Origin of the sequence: Providencia sp. (genome assembly GCF_052096715.1) — a bacterium.
Classification (GTDB): Bacteria; Pseudomonadota; Gammaproteobacteria; order Enterobacterales; family Enterobacteriaceae; genus Providencia.
The window spans coordinates 1-19,804 of record NZ_JBQDNB010000032.1; the positions used below are offsets into that span (position 1 = coordinate 1).

16 protein-coding genes are annotated in these 19,804 nt (G+C 41.1%); 6 read left to right on the forward strand and 10 right to left on the reverse strand.

What is annotated here, in order from left to right:
• The 8 genes from hyfE to ACTH6U_RS18435 all read right to left on the reverse strand — a co-directional run.
• Nucleotides 1-637 (reverse strand): hydrogenase 4 membrane subunit (gene hyfE / locus ACTH6U_RS18400; RefSeq protein WP_441832856.1); only part of this gene is annotated, 637 nt, incomplete at its 3' end.
• 11 nt (nucleotides 638-648) lie between these two features.
• On the reverse strand, nucleotides 649-2,091 hold the full coding sequence (locus ACTH6U_RS18405) for a hydrogenase 4 subunit D (RefSeq protein ID WP_441832857.1): 1,443 nt from the start codon (nucleotides 2,089-2,091) through the stop codon (nucleotides 649-651).
• Nucleotides 2,092-2,104: 13 nt separating this feature from the next.
• Nucleotides 2,105-3,055 (reverse strand): respiratory chain complex I subunit 1 family protein, encoded by a 951-nt coding sequence (locus ACTH6U_RS18410; protein ID WP_294102940.1) that lies wholly within the window; start codon nucleotides 3,053-3,055, stop codon nucleotides 2,105-2,107.
• A 13-nt stretch (nucleotides 3,056-3,068) separates the two neighbouring features.
• Complete coding sequence (gene hyfB, locus ACTH6U_RS18415) at nucleotides 3,069-5,084, reverse strand: hydrogenase 4 subunit B (protein WP_441832858.1); 2,016 nt, start codon at nucleotides 5,082-5,084, stop codon at nucleotides 3,069-3,071.
• A gap of 1 nt (nucleotide 5,085) precedes the next feature.
• The gene (locus tag ACTH6U_RS18420) at nucleotides 5,086-5,703 is read right to left on the reverse strand and encodes a 4Fe-4S dicluster domain-containing protein (RefSeq protein ID WP_294102935.1); all 618 of its coding nucleotides are present in this window, start codon (nucleotides 5,701-5,703) and stop codon (nucleotides 5,086-5,088) included.
• A 276-nt stretch (nucleotides 5,704-5,979) separates the two neighbouring features.
• On the reverse strand, nucleotides 5,980-8,148 hold the full coding sequence (gene fdhF / locus ACTH6U_RS18425) for a formate dehydrogenase subunit alpha (protein ID WP_294102934.1): 2,169 nt from the start codon (nucleotides 8,146-8,148) through the stop codon (nucleotides 5,980-5,982).
• Between the two features lie 240 nt (nucleotides 8,149-8,388).
• Nucleotides 8,389-8,787 (reverse strand): MerR family transcriptional regulator, encoded by a 399-nt coding sequence (locus ACTH6U_RS18430; RefSeq protein WP_294102932.1) that lies wholly within the window; start codon nucleotides 8,785-8,787, stop codon nucleotides 8,389-8,391.
• A 120-nt stretch (nucleotides 8,788-8,907) separates the two neighbouring features.
• A complete protein-coding gene (locus ACTH6U_RS18435; protein WP_441832859.1) occupies nucleotides 8,908-9,264 on the reverse strand; it encodes a helix-turn-helix domain-containing protein in 357 nt (118 codons plus the stop codon).
• Between the two features lie 349 nt (nucleotides 9,265-9,613).
• On the opposite strand from ACTH6U_RS18435, the gene ACTH6U_RS18440 reads away from it, so the two are divergent.
• From ACTH6U_RS18440 to ACTH6U_RS18465, 6 genes are all read left to right on the forward strand, one after another.
• Nucleotides 9,614-10,840: an efflux RND transporter periplasmic adaptor subunit gene (locus tag ACTH6U_RS18440; protein WP_441832860.1), complete on the forward strand. Its 1,227-nt coding sequence runs from the start codon at nucleotides 9,614-9,616 to the stop codon at nucleotides 10,838-10,840.
• The gene (locus ACTH6U_RS18445; protein WP_441832861.1) at nucleotides 10,840-13,980 is read left to right on the forward strand and encodes an efflux RND transporter permease subunit; all 3,141 of its coding nucleotides are present in this window, start codon (nucleotides 10,840-10,842) and stop codon (nucleotides 13,978-13,980) included. Before ACTH6U_RS18440 ends, ACTH6U_RS18445 begins: the two co-directional genes overlap by 1 nt.
• Nucleotides 13,981-14,264: 284 nt before the next feature.
• Nucleotides 14,265-16,751 carry a heavy metal translocating P-type ATPase gene (locus ACTH6U_RS18450; protein WP_441832862.1) on the forward strand — a complete coding sequence of 829 codons (2,487 nt, stop codon included), beginning with the start codon at nucleotides 14,265-14,267 and terminating at the stop codon, nucleotides 16,749-16,751.
• Nucleotides 16,752-16,837: 86 nt separating this feature from the next.
• On the forward strand, nucleotides 16,838-17,101 hold the full coding sequence (locus tag ACTH6U_RS18455) for a glutaredoxin family protein (protein ID WP_441832863.1): 264 nt from the start codon (nucleotides 16,838-16,840) through the stop codon (nucleotides 17,099-17,101).
• 47 nt (nucleotides 17,102-17,148) lie between these two features.
• A complete protein-coding gene (gene cueR / locus ACTH6U_RS18460; RefSeq protein ID WP_441832864.1) occupies nucleotides 17,149-17,625 on the forward strand; it encodes a Cu(I)-responsive transcriptional regulator in 477 nt (158 codons plus the stop codon).
• Between the two features lie 136 nt (nucleotides 17,626-17,761).
• Nucleotides 17,762-17,959 carry a heavy-metal-associated domain-containing protein gene (locus ACTH6U_RS18465; protein ID WP_441832865.1) on the forward strand — a complete coding sequence of 66 codons (198 nt, stop codon included), beginning with the start codon at nucleotides 17,762-17,764 and terminating at the stop codon, nucleotides 17,957-17,959.
• A 98-nt stretch (nucleotides 17,960-18,057) separates the two neighbouring features.
• Here ACTH6U_RS18465 and ACTH6U_RS18470 read toward each other — a convergent pair whose 3' ends face one another.
• Together ACTH6U_RS18470 and ACTH6U_RS18475 are read right to left on the reverse strand one after the other, a co-directional pair.
• Nucleotides 18,058-19,047 carry a hypothetical protein gene (locus ACTH6U_RS18470; RefSeq protein WP_441828792.1) on the reverse strand — a complete coding sequence of 330 codons (990 nt, stop codon included), beginning with the start codon at nucleotides 19,045-19,047 and terminating at the stop codon, nucleotides 18,058-18,060.
• A complete protein-coding gene (locus tag ACTH6U_RS18475; protein WP_441832866.1) occupies nucleotides 19,044-19,796 on the reverse strand; it encodes a fimbrial biogenesis chaperone in 753 nt (250 codons plus the stop codon). Before ACTH6U_RS18475 ends, ACTH6U_RS18470 begins: the two co-directional genes overlap by 4 nt.
• Between the last annotated feature and the right edge of the window lie 8 nt (nucleotides 19,797-19,804).

Here is a 19,804-nt window from a genome sequence, read left to right on the forward strand (position 1 = left end):
CGGTCAGTTGATCCACGTTCAGTGTGTTGAGCGTGCGATAGATTTTACGTGCCAGCACCGCCATGATAATCACAGCAAAAATGGCGTCCGTCGCGATGCCTATTTCAACTAATTCTGGCGCTTTATATGCCAGCAATGCCAATGTCAGATGTGAACCATTTTCCATCAAGCAATAACCAAATGCCTGCTTAAGGATATTTTTCTGGGTCACAATACATAGCAATCCCAACATAAAATGTCCCAGTGAAACCGCTAAAGCTGGCTTCAAATCTGTGGCTATTGGCAGTTTTATCGGTTCGACAACAAACCAACACAACACCACGATGACCGCTGCTGCTAACATCAACCATGCAGGACTTATCACACCGCCATTCGCTGACGGATCAGAGAGTTTGCGAAATGCATATCCCATAATCAGTGGTACTAAAATTACTTTTGTTGCAAATGCAGTGCCTGCCCACATTGCTAGCTCTGGCGCATTCAAGGTTTGAGAGAGTGTGGCAAAAATCGCCACCAGAACCAAAGATTGAAGTGCATAAAACCAACAAGATGCCACCGGACGTTTTGCGCCGATAACCAGTAGCGAAGTGATCATCATCAGCCCCGCTAAATTATTTACAATCATTGAACCAGTCATACTTTCTCCCCTTAATTGAGCCAGATGACGGCAATAACACTAGAACAGAAGGACATGATGATCAGTAAACCAATTACCCACTGCATCGCCCATGGAACAGCACTGCCATTTGCCACGTCTTCACTTGGTTCGCCAGGTACCACTTTACCGAACCAGTAAAGTAACCAAGCAAAACTCGCGACGGATTCAATCAACACCAAAATCATAATTGGCGTTAATATCCAGAATTTGTCAGACAACGCGAAACCTGCGGCAAAGATTGGAAATTTACTGAAAAAACCATTAAGCGGAGGAACACCGGCAATCGCCAATGCCGCCACACAAAATCCAACGCCTAAAAGTGGATACTGTTTTGCTAATCCACGTAAACGCGGCAGCATACGTGTACCGCAGCTATAGCTCAGCGCACCTGCAACTAAGAAGAATAAACTTTTCGCAAAAGCATGGTTAAAGATGTAAGCAATACCGCCATCAAACGCCTCTTTCGAACCAAAAATCGATAACGACAAGGCAAGAAAGATATACGCTAATTGGGTAATAGTTGACCACGCCAATAATCGTTTCATATCTTTTTGTGGTAGATACATCAAGAAACCATATACCAAGGTGATCACTGCCATCGTCACACCAATCCAACCGATAATTTCCGGTACATGGGTTGATGACATAATGCTACGCGCAAAAATATACACGCCAACTTTCACCATAGAGGCCGCGTGTAAATACGCGCTGACCGGTGTTGGCGCTTCCATCGCATCAGGTAACCAAGCCTGTAATGGGAGTTGTGCAGACTTACCCCATGCCGCAAATAAAATGCCACCAAAAACAATCAGGCTTTGTGTTTCATTCAGCTGATTAATGGCACTTAGTGCGAATGTTCCTGTACTGATGAATAAGGTCGCTGCTGCCATGTACAGTCCCAACGAACCGATATGGGTGATAAGCAGTGCTTTCATTGCAGAACGCTGTGATTTTTCAGTTTGGTAATAACCAATCAGCGCCCAAGAACAGCCCCCAGTAATTTCGAAGAAGACGAGTTGTCCTAAAATGGTAGAAGACAGCACCACACCCGCCATTGCACCGATAAAAATCAGCAAAAATGCATAATAGCGGCGAGTTGGGCCGTGTGCGTGCTCACGATTACCTTCGGTCAAATAGCCTGTAGAATACAGACAGATCAAAAAGCCTAGGAATACTACGGCAAACGCAATTAATGTACTGACGCCATCAATGGTAAAACCAAATAACGCGACATCCCCTGCTTGTACTAATTCCAACGTGGTGGCGACTTTGCCACCGTCGAGATACAACCAACCCAATGCCGCCGTACCGAGCGATGCAAGCAACGCAACTAACGTACTTAGCCACGGTGCGACACGTGTTGGTAAGAAACTGACCAGCAACGCCCCAATAAACGGAACCATTAGAGTCGCCAGTGCAATATTTTCTAACATGCTTTGTCGCTCCTTATAGACCGGTGAGATAGAACACGAATCCAAGTGCCGCAACACCGAATCCTAACCAAGTCACATGGTGCGTCAGTAAGAAACGACCACGAGCCAAACTATTTTCGACTAACGATGCCAGAACGAAAATAACCAACAATTTTATGAGCATGATGACGATGGCAAATAGCAAACTGACTATTGTCAATTCGCTCGCATTACCATAGGGAAAGAAAATAGACAGAAACAAAACTGCGACGATCACTTGTTTCAGACCTATACCCCATTTCACTAACGCCAAACCCGATCCTGAATACTCAGTAAGCGGTCCTTCTTGCAATTCTTGCTCAGCTTCCGCCACATCGAAGGGAATTTTGCCCATTTCAATAAAAGTGGCAAAACCACAAGCTAATAGTGCAAGGAGCGTTGCTGTTGGTGATATCCAGCCCTCATTCATCACCGCACTAATAGCGCCGATGTTGGTTGAGCCTGCAATTAATGCGACAACTAACAAACCAAGAAATAAAGTAGGTTCGACCAAAACACCAAGCGTCAATTCACGGCTGGCACCGATACCTGCAAATGGGCTTCCGGTATCTAAACCTGAGAGCGAAAAGAAAAAGCGAAATAGCGCAAAAACATACAACACAATAATGATGTCAGATGCGCCACTAAACAGTGAAGTGATCGTAAAGACAGGCAGTGCCATCGCTAATAACAACATACTACCGAGTAATACATAAGGCATGATACAAAAGACCATTCCTGAATCACGCGGTGCGACGGACTGACGCTTCAACAATTTAAAAATATCACGATAATCTTGTAAAACGCCGGGTCCTTGACGAGAGTGCATTTTGGCGCGAATTTGACGAGAGATACCAGTAAACAATGGTGTTAATAGCAGTAAAAATACCGCTTGAACCACAGCAAAGAGTCCTGTCATCAATGTCGGTGTTTCTTGAATAGACATGGTTTCTCTCTCCTTACGCCGCAATGACGACAAGTAAAACGACTAACGCCGCAACGACATAGAGACAATAAAGTCTAAAATCCCCACCTTGAAGACACTGCATTCGTTTGGCAAACCGATTGATACCGCGCACTAGAGGATAAATAATACTTTCATCCCAGAAAGGTTCGACTTTCCCTGCCCCTGCTTTAGTCACTTCTAAAGCCTGAGCCAATTTCGCTGACGGATCGAGCTGTTTACGCATCCGATACAAGGGTGCGAACATAGAACGAAGCGGCTGAGTAAATCCACCCGCAGATACGGACATATCGCTTTCCCATGCATAACCACAAGCCCATGCATCGCCTTTACGACGAAAACCGAGTTGTTTGCCTTTGAAAACCATATAAATAATAAATGGGATCACAGGTAAGGCGAGTAGAAGCACAAAAGTCATTGCAGGTGATATCATCGCTTGAGACGCGCTATCAGGGATTAACATCGCCCCTTGAACAACCGTGATATCCGTTGCACTGGTCAATGACATCGCGACATTGGCTAACACAGGTGCAATCACACTCGCACCCACACCTAAAATGACGCAAATTGCCGCAAGAATAATCATCGCGACAGTCATGGTCCAAGGTACTTCTCGTGCATGGGTTGCTTGTTCGCTACGCGCACCACCACAAAAACTCACGCCATAGACTTTCACAAAGCACATTGCCGCAAGAGCACCTGTGATGGCTAACATCACAATCGCAATTGGGCCACTGATACGCATAATGAAAGTGCCTTCATGGCTCATAGAAAATAGGGATTGATAGGTGTACCACTCACTCACAAAACCATTGAGTGGCGGTAATGCAGAAATGGCCATACAACCAATTAAAAAGGCTGTCGCAGTGAGCGGCATTAACTTGGCTAAGCCCCCCATTTTATCCATATCACGAGTATGAATGCGGTAAATAACCGCACCAGCACCGAGAAATAGCAAGCCTTTAAATACCGCATGGTTGAGTAAGTGATAAAGCGCACCAAGTAGACCAATAGTCGCCAACACTGGCATGTTATTTGCCATACCGACCATACTAACGCCAACGCCCATCAAAATGATGCCGATGTTTTCTACTGTATGCCAAGCAAGCAAACGCTTGATATCATGTTCTGCTAAGGCGTACATAACCCCAAGAACGGAAGATACGGCCCCAAAAGCAAGTACTACAATTCCCCACCAACCTTGCGTTGCACCGAGTAAATCGATGCCGACTTTGATGATCCCAAAGATACCAATCTTAACCATCACACCAGACATCAGCGCAGAAGCATGAGAAGGTGCGGCTGGGTGAGCTTGCGGTAACCAACTGTGTAACGGCAACATCCCCGCCTTGGCGCCAAAACCAAAAAAGCCCAACAAAAAGACCACTGAGGCCATGGTAGGTGAAAGTGAAAGTTGTCGGAAGGAGTCGAAATCTAAGCTACCGCTTTGACGCCACATCAAGAAGAAAGCAATCATGATGAGGATAGAACCGGCGTGAGCAATAAAGAAGTACAGTAAGCCAGCACGGATAGATTTTTCATCTTGGTCAGCAATAACCAGAAACCAAGAAGCTAATGACATCATTTCAAATAAAATAATGAAATAGAAAGCGTTATCCATAACGACCAGTGCAACCATTGATGCAACAAATAGGTTCAAAAAGAAACCCATGCTCCATGCGCCACGGCCACAATATTCCTGTACATAATTCAACGAATATAAAGCGCTTACTGTGACAAGTAATGAAATCACCATCACCATAAAAGCGGCGAGGCTATCAAAACGAACCACAAAATGCGCAAATGGGAATGGTCCTTGCGCAAAATAGGTCAATACCTCGCCATTCATCAACACAGGAATTGAACTCATTAAACCGAGGAGCCCGCCAATTATTGCTGCAATACCAGCGACATAAATTGCTATTTTTTCTTGTCTTTTAAATAGCAATGATATGAAGCCACCAGCAAAATAAAGGGAAATAGACCACAAGAGTAACTGAAGCGACGTCATGTTATGAGTTCTCCTGTCCTGAGACAAAAATGTCGAACTCTGGCGGCATCACATTGACCGATGCATTGCGTCGTTTCGCATTTTCATTTTCTAATTGGTTCTCTTCAACAATATGGAGAGCGTCAGTTGGGCACACTTTCACGCAAGCTGGGCCCTCTTCGCTAAAGTCACATAAATCACATTTCACAGCGACATTACGAATACCAGCATTCCATGCCAAAAACGGGTTCATCGTTGGTAAGCTGTCAGGAACATCCAATAACATTTCTTTGGGAACATATTGTTCAAAGAAATCAGGCATATCCACAGGTTTACTGCCTGATGGGGTGATTGCCCCAAATGGGCAAACTAGACCGCATAATTTGCAGCCTATACAAAGACTTTCATTCAGCACAATCATGTTGTTCTCGTGGGTGATGGCATTCACCGGACACACACGAGCACATGGAGCATCATCACACTGGCGGCAGAGCATAGGTGCAGTCAGCTCTCCAATTTTCACCACTTTTAGTCGCGGATATGTTTGTAATCCCTGAACTTTATGCGTCTCTGAGCACGCCGCCATACAGGTATTACATCCGATACATAATTGTGGGTCGGCAATAACAAAGCGATTCATTCGCCTTACCCTCCAATAAAATCTGTCAAGTCATTAGGATTGATGCCATTAACTAAGCATTTTTCATGCCATAAATTATTAGCAATAAAATCAATTTGTTATGAAATAATGGAATGATAAATACCGCTTAATCGACACTAATGACGACAAGCAGTGAAGTGAGGAAGCGAAATCTGTGAAAATGAAATGAACAAACTGAATAGCAAAATGGCCACGATGTGAATTAATCACACCGTAGCCACTTTAGGTTCTCTATTTAAGTTCTCTATTTAGGTTTTATTGTATTTGGCTTTCGGCTGACTCAACCAAATTAATCAGTCGCGAACGCATATCGACATATTTCGAAGTCACGAGGCTTTCTGCGGATTTTTGATCGTTAATTTTGACAATCCTTGCGGCGCAATATTTAGTTTCTGGCGTTTTTGAAATAGGATCAAGATTATCTTGCGTCAATTCATTACAAGCTCCAACCCACCATTGGTAAGTCATGTAAATGGCGGGCTTATTGATAGTTTCATTAATACTACAACGAGACATAACTTTTCCCCGACGAGACTCAACCCAAACGATATCTTGATCTTTAATGCCTATTTTTTTCGCGGTTTCGGGATTAACTTGAACATATCCCGGCTCATCCGCTAAAGATGCGAGCGCTTTACAATTTCCGGTCATTGAGCGACAAGAATAATGGCCAACCTCACGAACCGTTGAAAGGATCAACGGGTATGTTTCATCCGGTAATTCCGCAGGAGCGCGCCAATTGGTTGCAAAAAGTAGCCCTTTACCTGAAGGCGTATCAAATACGTTGTCCTTATAGAGATAAGGCGTTCCCATATGATCTTCAGTTGGACAAGGCCATTGAATATGCGCTAATCCGGCTAATTTTTCATAGGTCACACCGAAAAATAGCGGACAAAGTTTTCTAACTTCATCCCAAATTTGTTTATTATCGGTGTACGACATTGGATAACCCATTTCTGTCGCTATCAAACAAATAATTTCCCAATCCCGTTTAACATTACCAACTGGCTCAATCGCTTTCTCAAATCGTTGAAATCCACGGTCAGCGCAAGTGAAGATACCACCGTGTTCACCCCAACTGGTTGAAGGTAAAATAACATCGGCTTGTTCTGCCGTTTTGGTCATGAAAATATCTTGAACGACAACAAACTCGAGTGCTTCAAAACCTTTTCGAACTAGATTCAAATCTGCTTCTGTCTGTAATGGGTCTTCACCCATGATGTAATAGGCTTTGACCTTTCCTTCAATAGCTAAATGAGGTACTTCAGTAATTCGATAACCTACGTTAGGGTCAAGCTGCTCAGACGAAATTCCCCACTCTTTTGCAAATTTTTGACGTACGCTTTCATCTGTGACCTCCTGATAACCGGGGAATAGATTAGGTAACACCCCCATATCACAAGCACCTTGAACATTATTTTGTCCGCGAACAGGCGCAACGCCCACATTCGGTTTTCCGAGGTTTCCCGTCATCAGCGCTAAGCTAGAAAGACCTTTAACTACATCAACGGCTTGTCCAAATTGGGTCACGCCCATTCCCCACATAATGGTCGCTGTTTTAGCTTTAGCGTAAGTTCGCATCGCCTGACGAATTTGTAATGCAGGAATACCGACAATATCCTGAACCGCTTCCGGACTATAATCCTGTACTATTTGTTTAACGTCTTCAAAACCTTCAGTAAACTGATTAACATAATTTTTATCATAAAGTTCTTCTTCTATCAGGGTATAAATAAAGGCATTCACTAATGCCATATTGGTCCCATTCTTTAGCGGAAGATATTGTGTGGCTATTTTTGCTGTTTCTATTTTTCTCGGGTCGCAAACAATAATTTCAGCCCCTTTTTCTTTAGCTTTTATCACTCGTCTAGCAACGATTGGGTGAGAGTCTGCGCAGTTATATCCGAAAACTAATAAACAATCCGAGTTCTCAATATCGGCGATTGAGTTACTCATGGCGCCATTCCCCAATGTGACCTGTAACCCTGCCACAGAAGGGCCATGGCAAACTCGCGCGCAGCAGTCGACATTATTATTGCCTAACACTGCACGGGTAAATTTTTGCATGACAAAATTGGTTTCGTTACCCGTACCACGAGAAGATCCCGTGCACATAATGGATTTAGCGCCATACTTTTCTTTGATTTCTTTTAATTTATGGGCGGTATAATTAATGGCTTCACGCCAACTGACAACTTCAAATGGCGCCCCTTTTTCCCTGCGGATCATTGGCTGATTAATACGAGCAGTTAGTAATTTATTATCATAAAGAAAATCCCAGCCATACAAACCTTTTAAACAGAGTTGTCCTTGATTTGTAGCGCCATTAGCGCCTTCAGCTTTGATTATTTTGCCGTTTTCAACACAGAGATTTAATTTACAACCAGCGCCGCAGTATGGGCATACAGATATAACTTTTTTCATTTGAAGTCCTTTCCCCTAACTAGGGAGTAAAAGAGTAAGAAAAAGAAACTCAAATAATGCACAAAATATGCCAATAAAATAATGAATATTAATCAATATGATAGGAATACAACTAAATGTTCAAACTGAGCGTCGACATTTTTGACGAAAATAATTTAAAGTTTAAAATTGGAATAAAAAGTATGCAAGATAGGGAATTTTTACTGTTTTGGAATAAAAAATTAATCATCTCATCAATAGTTAAATCTCCCGAGATAACAGATTTTTAATGATCCCACATTTATCATTAATATCCATATTCTTGCTATGAACTTGTAAAATAACCAAATCTTTCTCTAACCGCTTCAACTTCTCAATATTTTCTCTAATACTGGATAAATGACTCAAAACGACCTCTTCGACTAATTCACAACCCGCATTATTATTATCAATAAGATTGAGTAATTTTTTGATCTCACGATGCGACATATTAAAATTTCGACAGTTTTTTATAAACCTTAAACGTTCAACATGATTTTCACTATAACTCCGATAGTTATTATTATTTCTATTGGGAGGTAACATTAGCCCTTCACGTTCATAGAAACGAATAGTTTCCCTTGGAATTTTAAATAAATCTGACATCTCACCTATTTTCATTTATTCACCTCAAATAATTTCAATCTAAAAATATACTAACAATCTTAAACCTTACCGTCATTGTAAGGTCAAGAAAAATAGCAAATAAGCATTTATTAATTTTTAATATCATGATTAAAGTTAAGCATCGTAGCGTAGTACAGTTTCTTTTCGATACTTGCCCGGTGTCACTTTCAAGATTCTTTTAAATGCACGATTTAGCTCTTGCTGACTATCAAAGCCATATCGAAATGCAATATCAATAATTTTATCATTGGTTTTCTTTAGATCAGACGAGACCTTTAATAGCCTGATATTTAAAATATATTCACCTAAGCTAACGCCAACCACATGTTTAAATATCCGCTGAAAATGCCATTTTGAATAACCTGCTCTTTCAGAGATTATTTCAATATCGAGAGGTTTATCAACATTTTCATCAATCCAAATAATAATATCATTCACGATATTTTCTCTTAGTGCATTATTATTCATCATTAAACACCTCAATGACCGTCATGATTGATTTCATTTTAAACTCTATTTAATTTAAATATAATTAAGTTACTTTAAAGTCATTTAAAACCTTAAAGTAGATACAAGGTCAATAGTTCAGAAGATTATTTTAATTTTTCATACAGTAGCCTTTATTTAATTCCTCATCAAAATAAAATAAATCATCATATTAAAAATCCATATCAAATGTAAACTTACCATCTTTTATTTTTTTGTTTTCATTTAATTAAAACTATTGACTTTACAGCGACTGTAACCTTTACCCTTGCAAAGAATTTATTCAATAACATCCGAATTAACAATTCCTTTATTTAATCAGGCAAGGTTTTTTATGAAAATGAAAATTGGCGTATATGCAGCGCTCTTTACAGCTATCACTTTGGGTGGGCAATCTGCTGCACAAGAAAATAATAATAATGATAGCCAGCCAGAAAGCACTAGCGCCATCATGCTTCCCCAAGTACCTGTCGCTGAGGTTATTCAACGGGATATTATTCCCTCTTCCGAATTTACAGGTTACTTAGCTGCACCTAAAACAGTTGATTTACGTGCCCGAGTCGGTGGTCGAATTAATGCGATTAACTTGCCTGAAGGGCAAATTATTCAAAAAGGGGATTTACTCTTTCAAATAGACCCTCTGCCTTTTCAAATTGCATTGAATGAAGCGATAGGACAACTTAGTCAAGCTGAAGCGTTAGCCTTTCAAGCAAATAAAAATTACAATCGAATCAAAGGCCTGGTTGATAAGGGCGTCGTTTCTCGTAAAGATTACGATGATGCACACGCTAATCGCACCGTCAATAATGCTCAAGTTAAATCTGCCAAAGCCGCAGTTGAAGCCGCTAAATTAAATTTATCGTATACGCAAGTTACCGCGCCAATAACTGGCCGAGTTGATAGAGCGTTAATAACAGAAGGCAACCTTGTGACAGGCGGTGATATCAATACCGCCACACTGTTAACGACAATTGTTTCAATTGACCCTATCTATGCCTATTTTGATATTGATGAAACCACCTTTCATCAACTTTCAGCTATACAGTTCACTCCAGAATCAAAGCAAGGTGTCGCACTACCTTCAGTGAATATTCGTTTACCTAATGAACAAAATTATCCTCATTCAGGCACGCTCAATTTTATCAGTAATCAAATTGACCGAGCAACAGGGACAGTCAAAGTGCGAGCTTCACTTAAAAATGAAGATGGCAAACTCACCCCCGGCTCCTTTATTCGCGTTCAACTTCCTATTGGTAACAAAGCGCCATCAATTCTCATTGATGAACAAGCAATCGGTTCCAACCAAGGACAAAACTATGTATTAGTGCTTGATAAAAATAACAAAGCAGAATATCGACAAGTCGAACTCGGTGCGATGAAAGATGGCTTAAGAGTCATCAATAAGGGCTTAGCACAAGGTGAAAAAATCATTATCAAAGGTCTTGTCAGACCGGGAATGGAAGTTACGCCTAACGAAATTCCAATGCAATCACCATTGGCTGATAGCAATCTGGCTGAAAACAATATGACCAACAAAAATAAAACGGAGGAAAACAAATAATGAAATTTCCCCATTTTTTTATTCAACGGCCCATTGTTGCCATTGTCTTATCCATATTTATCTTGATAGCCGGTATTCTTAGCTTCTTTAAATTGCCATTAAGCGAATATCCATCCGTTACCCCCCCTACAGTCCAAGTGGTTGCAAGTTATCCGGGCGCAACACCTAAAGTTATCGCAGACACTGTTGCCGCACCGATAGAACAAGCCGTCAATGGCGTAGAAGGGATGCTCTATATGAGCTCTCAGATGTCAACTGATGGAAAAATGGTTTTAACCATTTCATTTGGGCAAGGTGTTGACCCTGACATTGCCCAAATTCAAGTACAAAATTTAGTTTCTAGAGTACTGCCAAGATTGCCTCAAGAAGTGCAACAAATTGGCGTGACAACAGAGAAAACATCTCCAGATGTCCTGATGGTTGTCCATATGTATTCCCCAAATGATGTCTACGACTCACTGTTTGTCTCTAACTATGCCATGTTAAATGTGCGAGATGAAATTGCTAAACTCTCCGGTGTCGCAAGCGCCGTGGTTTGGGGGGAAGGTGAATATGCAATGCGGGCTTGGATAGACCCAACAAAAGTGGCATCAGTGGGGCTGACTGCAAATGATATTGTCGCCGCCATTCGTGAGCAAAATATTCAAGTCGCAACAGGTTCTATTGGACAGCAACCGGATAGCACATCTTCATTTCAAATCAGTGTTAATGCTCTGGGCAGGCTGACAACAGAAGAACAGTTTGGCAATATTATTATCAAAGCTGGCGAAAATGGCCAAATTACGTACCTGAAAGATGTGGCTAGAATGGAGTTAGGTGCAGATAATTATTCATTACGTAGCCTGCTTGATGGTCAAAATGCCGTTGGCTTACAAATTGTGATGAGCCCAGGCGCTAACGCTTTAGATGTATCCAGCTCTGTACGCGAGACTATGTCACGCTTACAGGCTAATTTTATTGACGGTATCGATTATAAAATCGCTTACGACCCGACGGTTTTTGTCAGTGCTTCATTAAAATCAGTTGCGATAACCTTACTTGAAGCGACTATTTTAGTTGTTTTAGTGGTGGTTTTATTTTTACAAAGCTGGCGCGCCTCGATTATTCCACTGGTCGCCGTCCCCGTCTCATTAATCGGCACATTTGCCTTTATGTATTTATTTGGTTTCTCCTTAAATACGCTATCCCTATTTGGATTAGTCATTTCGATAGGGATCGTGGTCGATGATGCCATTGTTGTCGTCGAGAATGTGGAAAGGCATATAACCGAAGGGTTAGCGCCCAGAGAAGCTGCATTCAAAGCGATGGATGAAGTAACGGGCCCAATCTTAGCGATTACCTCTGTGCTAGCCGCAGTATTTATTCCCACCGCATTTTTATCGGGGTTACAAGGAGAGTTTTATCGACAATTCTCATTAACCATTGTTATTTCAACCATTATATCCGCGATTAACTCATTAACCTTAGCACCAGCACTTTGTGCAATGTTACTTAAGCCCCACGGTAAAAATGTAAAAACAGATTGGCTGACACGTATTATTAATCTGATATTCGGTGCTTTTTTTGCCAAATTTAATCTCTTCTTTAATAAGTTGTCAGAAAAATATGTTCAATTAATCCGTCGATGCATTCGAGGCAGCCTTATTATACTGACTCTGTATCTCGGATTTATTGGATTAACCGCACTGGGTTTTAACGTTGTCCCTAACGGTTTTGTTCCCGCACAAGATAAATACTACTTAATTGGCGTTGCACAATTACCGCCAGGTTCTTCACTCGATAGAACCGAAGCCGTGGTAAAAGAAATGTCACGCATTGCACTTGCCGAGCCCGGTGTTGAACACGTGGTCGCATTCCCCGGTTTATCCGTTAATGGGCCCGTTAATATTCCTAACTCCGCCTTGATGTTTGCGATGCTTAAACCTTTTGACGAGCGCACCGACCCATCGCTTTCTGCGAATGCCATTGCGGGTAAATTAATGGGGAAATTTAGTCAAATTCCTGACGGTTTCGTGGGTATTTTCCCACCACCGCCTGTACCAGGATTAGGTGCTATGGGCGGATTTAAAGTCCAAATAGAGGACAGAGCCGATCTTGGTTTTGAAGCGTTAGCTAAAGTACAAGAACAAATTTTAATGAAGGCGATGCAAACACCTGAACTCACAGGGATGATGGCCAGTTTTCAAACCAATTCACCACAAATAGATGTTGATATAGACCGCGTAAAAGCAAAATCACAAAGTGTGGAATTAACCGATATTTTTGATGCACTACAAATCAATCTTGGATCATTATATGTTAATGACTTCAATCGATTTGGCCGAACTTATCGCGTTGTCGTTCAGGCAGACACGCCATTTAGAATGGACGCTAAAGATATTGAATTATTGCAAGTACGCAATAAACACGGTGACATGATCCCGCTAGGCACATTAGTTAACATTACACGTACTACAGGGCCAGATCGCATCATTCACTATAATGGTTTTCCATCGGTAGATATTACAGGAAACGCCGCACCGGGCTTTACTTCTGGACAAGCAACCGACGCTATTGAAAAAATCTTGCAAGAAACCTTACCGGAAGGTATGACTTATGAATGGACTGATTTAACTTACCAAGAGCAATTGAGTGGTAATTCGGCATTATATATTTTCCCATTAGCCGTTTTATTTGCCTTTTTGATCCTTGCTGCCCAATATAATAGTTGGTCACTACCCTTCTCTGTTTTATTGATAGCACCAATGGCATTACTTTCTGCGATTGCGGGTGTATGGCTGTTCAATGGTGATAACAACGTCTTTACGCAAATCGCCTTTATTGTCCTTGTGGGACTCGCCGCCAAAAATGCCATACTAATTGTCGAATTTGCTATTGCACAAGAAAAACAAGGAGCCGACCCTATCGCAGCTGTTTTAGAAGCCGCACATTTGCGATTACGCCCAATATTAATGACATCGTTTGCATTTATCGCAGGTGTTATTCCATTAGTTTTGGCGAGCGGAGCCGGTTCTGAAATGAGACAAGCCATGGGTATTGCTGTTTTCTTTGGTATGTTAGGCGTGACATTATTTGGCTTAATACTGACACCCGTTTTTTACGTTATTGTCCGTAAGTTAACACTCAGAAAGTCGCTATAACAAATAATTTGATATAATACGAAAACATTTATTCACTGGGTAGATTTTGCCTAGTGAATAAAATATTTTTTTAATACACTTTGTTGCCTTAGTTTTCATGACATAAATTAACCTATTGATTATAAATATAATAAAATAAAAATCGGTCATATTTCCATCTTAGAAACACACCATAATTATTCAAACATCAATTTATTCATTAAATAAAAATAAAAAAACCTTGACCTTACCCTTAAGGGAAACCTTATGCTTTCACTCAACAACCTATTCAAGAAGGCAAAATAATGAATACGAATATCTCTCCATCCACATCCAACCGTATAAGTTTACCGGTTGAAGGCATGACCTGTGCATCTTGTGTCGGTCGTGTTGAACGTGCTTTAAAAGCAGTTCCAGAAATAAGCACTGCCGTGGTTAACCTTGCGACAGAACGTGCTGATATTACCTTCACTGGCGCGGCAGATCCCCTTGCAGCAGTACGAGCAATTGAAAATTCAGGTTATACGGTTCGCGAAGAAACCACCGAACTCACGATTGAAGAAATGACCTGTGCTTCTTGTGTCGGTCGCGTTGAAAAAGCTTTAGCTCAAGTGCCCGGTGTATTGGAAGCTACGGTGAATCTAGCGACTGAACGCGCCCGTATCCGCCACCTTTCGGGTGCTGTCACTATTGATGATTTAGAAGCTGCGGTTATGCAAGCGGGTTATAAATCTCGTCGAATATCGGCGGGAACAACCAGTAGCAATGACCAAGCAGATGAGCGTCGTGATAATGAAGAGCGTTCATTACGTCGCGCTTTATTGACTGCCGCTATTTTTACGCTCCCCGTATTCATTATTGAAATGGGATCGCACTTTATTCCCGGCGTACACGAGCTCGTGTCGAAAGTCATGAGCCAACAAACGAACTGGTATATACAGTTTATCTTAGCAACGATTGTTTTATTTGGCCCTGGGATGCGTTTTTTCCGCAAAGGTATTCCAGCCTTATTTCGCGGCGCGCCTGATATGAACTCACTGGTAGCTGTTGGTACAATCGCCGCTTACGGTTATTCCGTTGTTGCTACCTTTATTCCACAAGTATTACCGGTTGGAACGGCAAATGTCTACTTTGAAGCTGCCGTGGTGATCGTCACGTTAATCTTGCTAGGTCGTACGTTAGAAGCGCGCGCTAAAGGAAAAACATCTCAAGCGATTAAACGCCTTGTGGGGCTTCAAGCTAAAACCGCCCGAGTTGAGCGTAACGGCGAAACAATTGAAATTCCACTGGATGATGTGACAACAAACGATATTGTTTTTGTCCGTCCAGGTGAAAAAATTCCAGTCGATGGTGAGGTTATTGAAGGCGCATCTTACGTTGATGAAAGTATGATCACCGGCGAACCTGTTCCAGTATCAAAAGAAATTGGCTCTGATGTTGTTGGTGGAACAATTAACAAAACTGGCGCATTCAGTTTCCGCGTCACTAAAATTGGCTCAAATACCGTACTTGCGCAGATCATCCGATTAGTTGAGGAAGCCCAAGGTTCAAAATTACCGATTCAAGCACTAGTTGATAAAGTCACCATGTGGTTTGTACCAGCGGTCATGACGGGCGCAGTAATCACCTTTATTATTTGGATGATTTTTGGCCCAAATCCTGCGCTAACTTTTGCACTGATTAATGCGGTTGCCGTGTTAATTATCGCTTGTCCATGTGCGATGGGACTCGCAACACCAACATCTATCATGGTTGGTACTGGACGTGCAGCAGAGCTTGGTATTCTCTTTCGCAAAGGCGAAGCGTTGCAAGCCCTGCGAGATGTGAGTGTTGTTGCATTAGATAAAACCGGAACATTAACCAAGGGCCGTCCAGAATTAACTGACCTCGTGCCTGCGGATGGATTTGAATATGATGAAGTACTCAGTCTTGTTGCTGCTATTGAGACGCGTTCTGAGCACCCTATTGCTGAAGCCATTGTTGCCGCAGCAAAAGAAAAAGGCATCACGTTTGCCTCAATTGAAAACTTTGAAGCAGTACCAGGCTTTGGTGTTTCAGCTCAAGTCGGTGGCCGCGCAGTTTCAGTGGGTGCCGACCGATTCATGGCACAGCTAGGATTGGATGTTTCAAGTCTACAACAAACAGCTCAATGCCTTGGTGAGCAAGGTAAAAGCCCATTATATGCCGCAATTGATGGCCGCCTAGCCGCAATTATTGCCGTTGCTGACCCGATTAAAGAAACAACACCTGAAGCCATTAAAGCCTTACATGCATTGGGTCTTCGAGTCGCTATGATTACTGGTGATAACGCCGCTACCGCCGCTGCGATAGCAAAACAACTGGGTATCGATGAAATCGCAGCAGAAGTATTACCCGATGGTAAAGTTGCTGCGTTGAAAAAATTTCGCAGCAATGGTAGCAAAGTGGCCTTCGTCGGAGATGGCATCAACGATGCACCAGCACTGGCAGAAGCGGATGTCGGCCTCGCCATTGGTACAGGCACCGATGTCGCCATTGAAGCTGCCGATGTAGTGTTAATGTCGGGGGATTTACGCGGTGTTGTTGATGCGATTGCGCTGAGTCAAGCAACCATCCGGAACATCAAACAAAATCTGTTCTGGGCGTTTGCTTACAATGCCTTATTAATCCCAGTTGCCGCTGGTTTGCTTTACCCGATCAATGGCACGTTATTGTCACCAATGTTAGCTGCCGGTGCAATGGCGCTATCGAGTGTATTTGTACTGGGTAATGCCTTACGTTTGAAACGCTTTCAAGCACCAATGAAAGGTTAATATACCAATAAATACATGACGATTAGCCAGATTGAAAGATCTGGCTAATCTCTAAAAGTAAGTCTTAAAACACAAAGGGATAAATGATGGCGAATCAATCTCATTCCAACATTATTGTTTACACCACACCCACGTGCCCTGATTGTCATATGTTAAAAGAATGGTTGACCCAAAATGCATTCCCTTTTGAAGAACGCGACCTCACTGACCCTAAAATCATGATGGAAGCAAAAGAAAATACCGGTGTACGTGTTGCGCCAATTACACTTATTGGTGAACAAATATTTTACGGCACATTCGCATCACAGAAACCAAAACTCATGGTCGCACTAGGTCTAAAACCTAGGTAAACATTACATTAATAAAGAAAATGTATCCGCCTACAAAATGGGAGAACATGATGAATATCGGTCAAGCAGCTAAACTCGCTAACATTTCAGCAAAAATGATACGTTATTATGAACAGACGGGATTAATTCCAAAAGCAAACCGTTCTAATGCTGGTTACCGTCATTATACTTTATCGGATGTAGAGAGCTTTCATCTTATTCGTCGTGCCCGAGATCTTGGCTTTTCAACTGAACAGATTTCAGCACTTTTACTGTTATGGCGAGATAGTGACCGAGCTAGCGCCAATGTTAAAGCCATGGCACTAACCCATTTAACTGAATTAAAACAAAAAATAACTGAATTACAAAACATGGCTCAAACACTTGAAAAACTAACCCAACATTGTCATGGCAATAATCAACCTGATTGCCCGATTATTGCCAGTTTAACTGAACCGACAATTAATACAGAAAAAAACGCGACTAAAACCTCTCGATTTGGAGCTTACGCATCACTGCCATCAAATAAGCGGATTTCGTCTTAATCATTAAAGTATTAAATATAAATTCAATACTTAATACTATTGAAATAAATACACATTATTTACTAAAAATGCATTGACCTTGCTACGCTGGTAAGCCTTACATTACTCAGGAAACCACAATAATTAGGAGAGCAAAATGATTAATTTAACGATACCCAATATGACTTGCGGCGGTTGCGCTAAATCAGTCACAAAAGCATTATTAGATATTGATGCCCACGCACAAATAACCACTGAGCCGGAAACAAGAACTGTTAAAATTTACAGTAACCTCGAAGAGAGTATTTTTCGTACGGCATTAAATACGGCCGGATATCCCGCAGATCCCGCATAGTTTAATTTATTAAAAGATTAGTGGAAGATTAATATTACGATAATAATACAGTGGAAATAATTAACTCATATTTCCGCTGCATTTAGATGCTAAAATGATTAACGATATGAAAACAACACATTCACTGTATTACTAAACGGACCTTGTTTAATCGACTCATTATTTCTATTTGATAGTTCAGCGCTGTATTGATAATTACCCGGAGCTTGTTGAGAAATAGCGCCTTTATAATAGTCTCGGTCAAACATAACTTCTTGCCCTAAACTTTTATCTGTAATAGTCGCTTGCAACCCGTTCTCAAAAACCAAATATTTACTGTTCACGACACCACTATTACTTTGGAATTTAACACTCACTTCCAGCGCAGCTTGACAGCTTGAAACAGGTGTTAAAGTGATATTGAAATTTTCTTTAACCGTTTTACCACTATTAAATTGGTCTGGCGTTAACTCTTTAAAATCAACGATCTTATCACTCATAGTAACAATAGGCGTAGGGCAATAGTTAACTAATGTTCCAGTTATCCGAGCATGATAAAGGTCACCTAAACGACGTCCAGTACCATCAGCATGATACCCCACAACAAAAGTACCTGTATCGAATGATTTTAATGGCCCTACTCCTCTTTTAAGAGTGTAAATATACATAAAAGCAATATCAGCAACGGATTGACTCCAATAACCGACCGTTAACTTTGGTGTATTATTTGCTGTAATCTCGACAACTTCATGACTATAAATATTTTGATAAAGTCTAACACCACTCGATAATAAAAGAGCTTTCGTTGTTGCGGGTGTTTGATTATAAAAATAAATAGTTCTATCCGCATTAGACCCTGAAAAATTACAATGCCATGAAAAAAAACCAGTATATCCTTTACCTAATTCAGTTCCCGCAGAGATCTCACCTAAAGTAGTATTCATATCAATATTAATTTCAGGCACAGGATTCCACATATGCCCACCATTCGGAGTACATTCTGCCCCAGCTGCATAAGCAACATTACCCGAAGCTATTAGCAACAAACAAAGTATACTTTGTTTGATTCGCTTTTTTATTTTTGCGCTATTTCGATAAAATAGTGTCATTTGCTTTTCGCATGAGATGACAATTGACAAGACTGTGACGCATCACATTGATATTGACTAAATTGTAATCCACCAAAATCATCGATATAACCAATATGAAAACTATTCCAAGCCGGATTTTTTAGTTTTACAACTGAATCACTAAAAGGTGCAACAATGGTTTCAGGAAAATCACTATCTTTACGCTGATCCACATTCAGGTTCGTAATAATAATATTAAATGGCGTTGGATTCGTTAGTTTGATATTCCCACCCTGCTTGGTGACTAAAAGATCACGTCGAAAGTCGTTACCCGCAGGCATTTTATATTCAATACCTTTTGGACGATAAAATAGTTTTAATCGTGATTGAATCGTAAATTGAACCACACTTGATTCTTTTCCTTGAGGTGGAATACCTAATAAATTGAAATAAAGTAAACTTTCTCTATCTTGTGGCAACAGGTTCTGCCCTTCCATATAAGTGATTTTTATTTGTTTTTTCTGTTTCGGACTTAATTTTTGTAAAAATGGCAGCGCAACCAAATAGTTATTTAATTTCTCACCATTTGGTTTTTCAATCCAAGTTTGCGCTAAAAATGAGGATGCGCTGTCTTGATTTTCAATAACAACACTGACTCCTCCATCTTCTTCATTAAAAATAATACGAGTTCTATCTAAGCCCAGCACAGCATATGCTTGACTCATTACGCCAGATAACAAAACAACAAAAATTACTTTTTTAAATAGAGTCATTTTTTTCACCAACATTTTTTAAC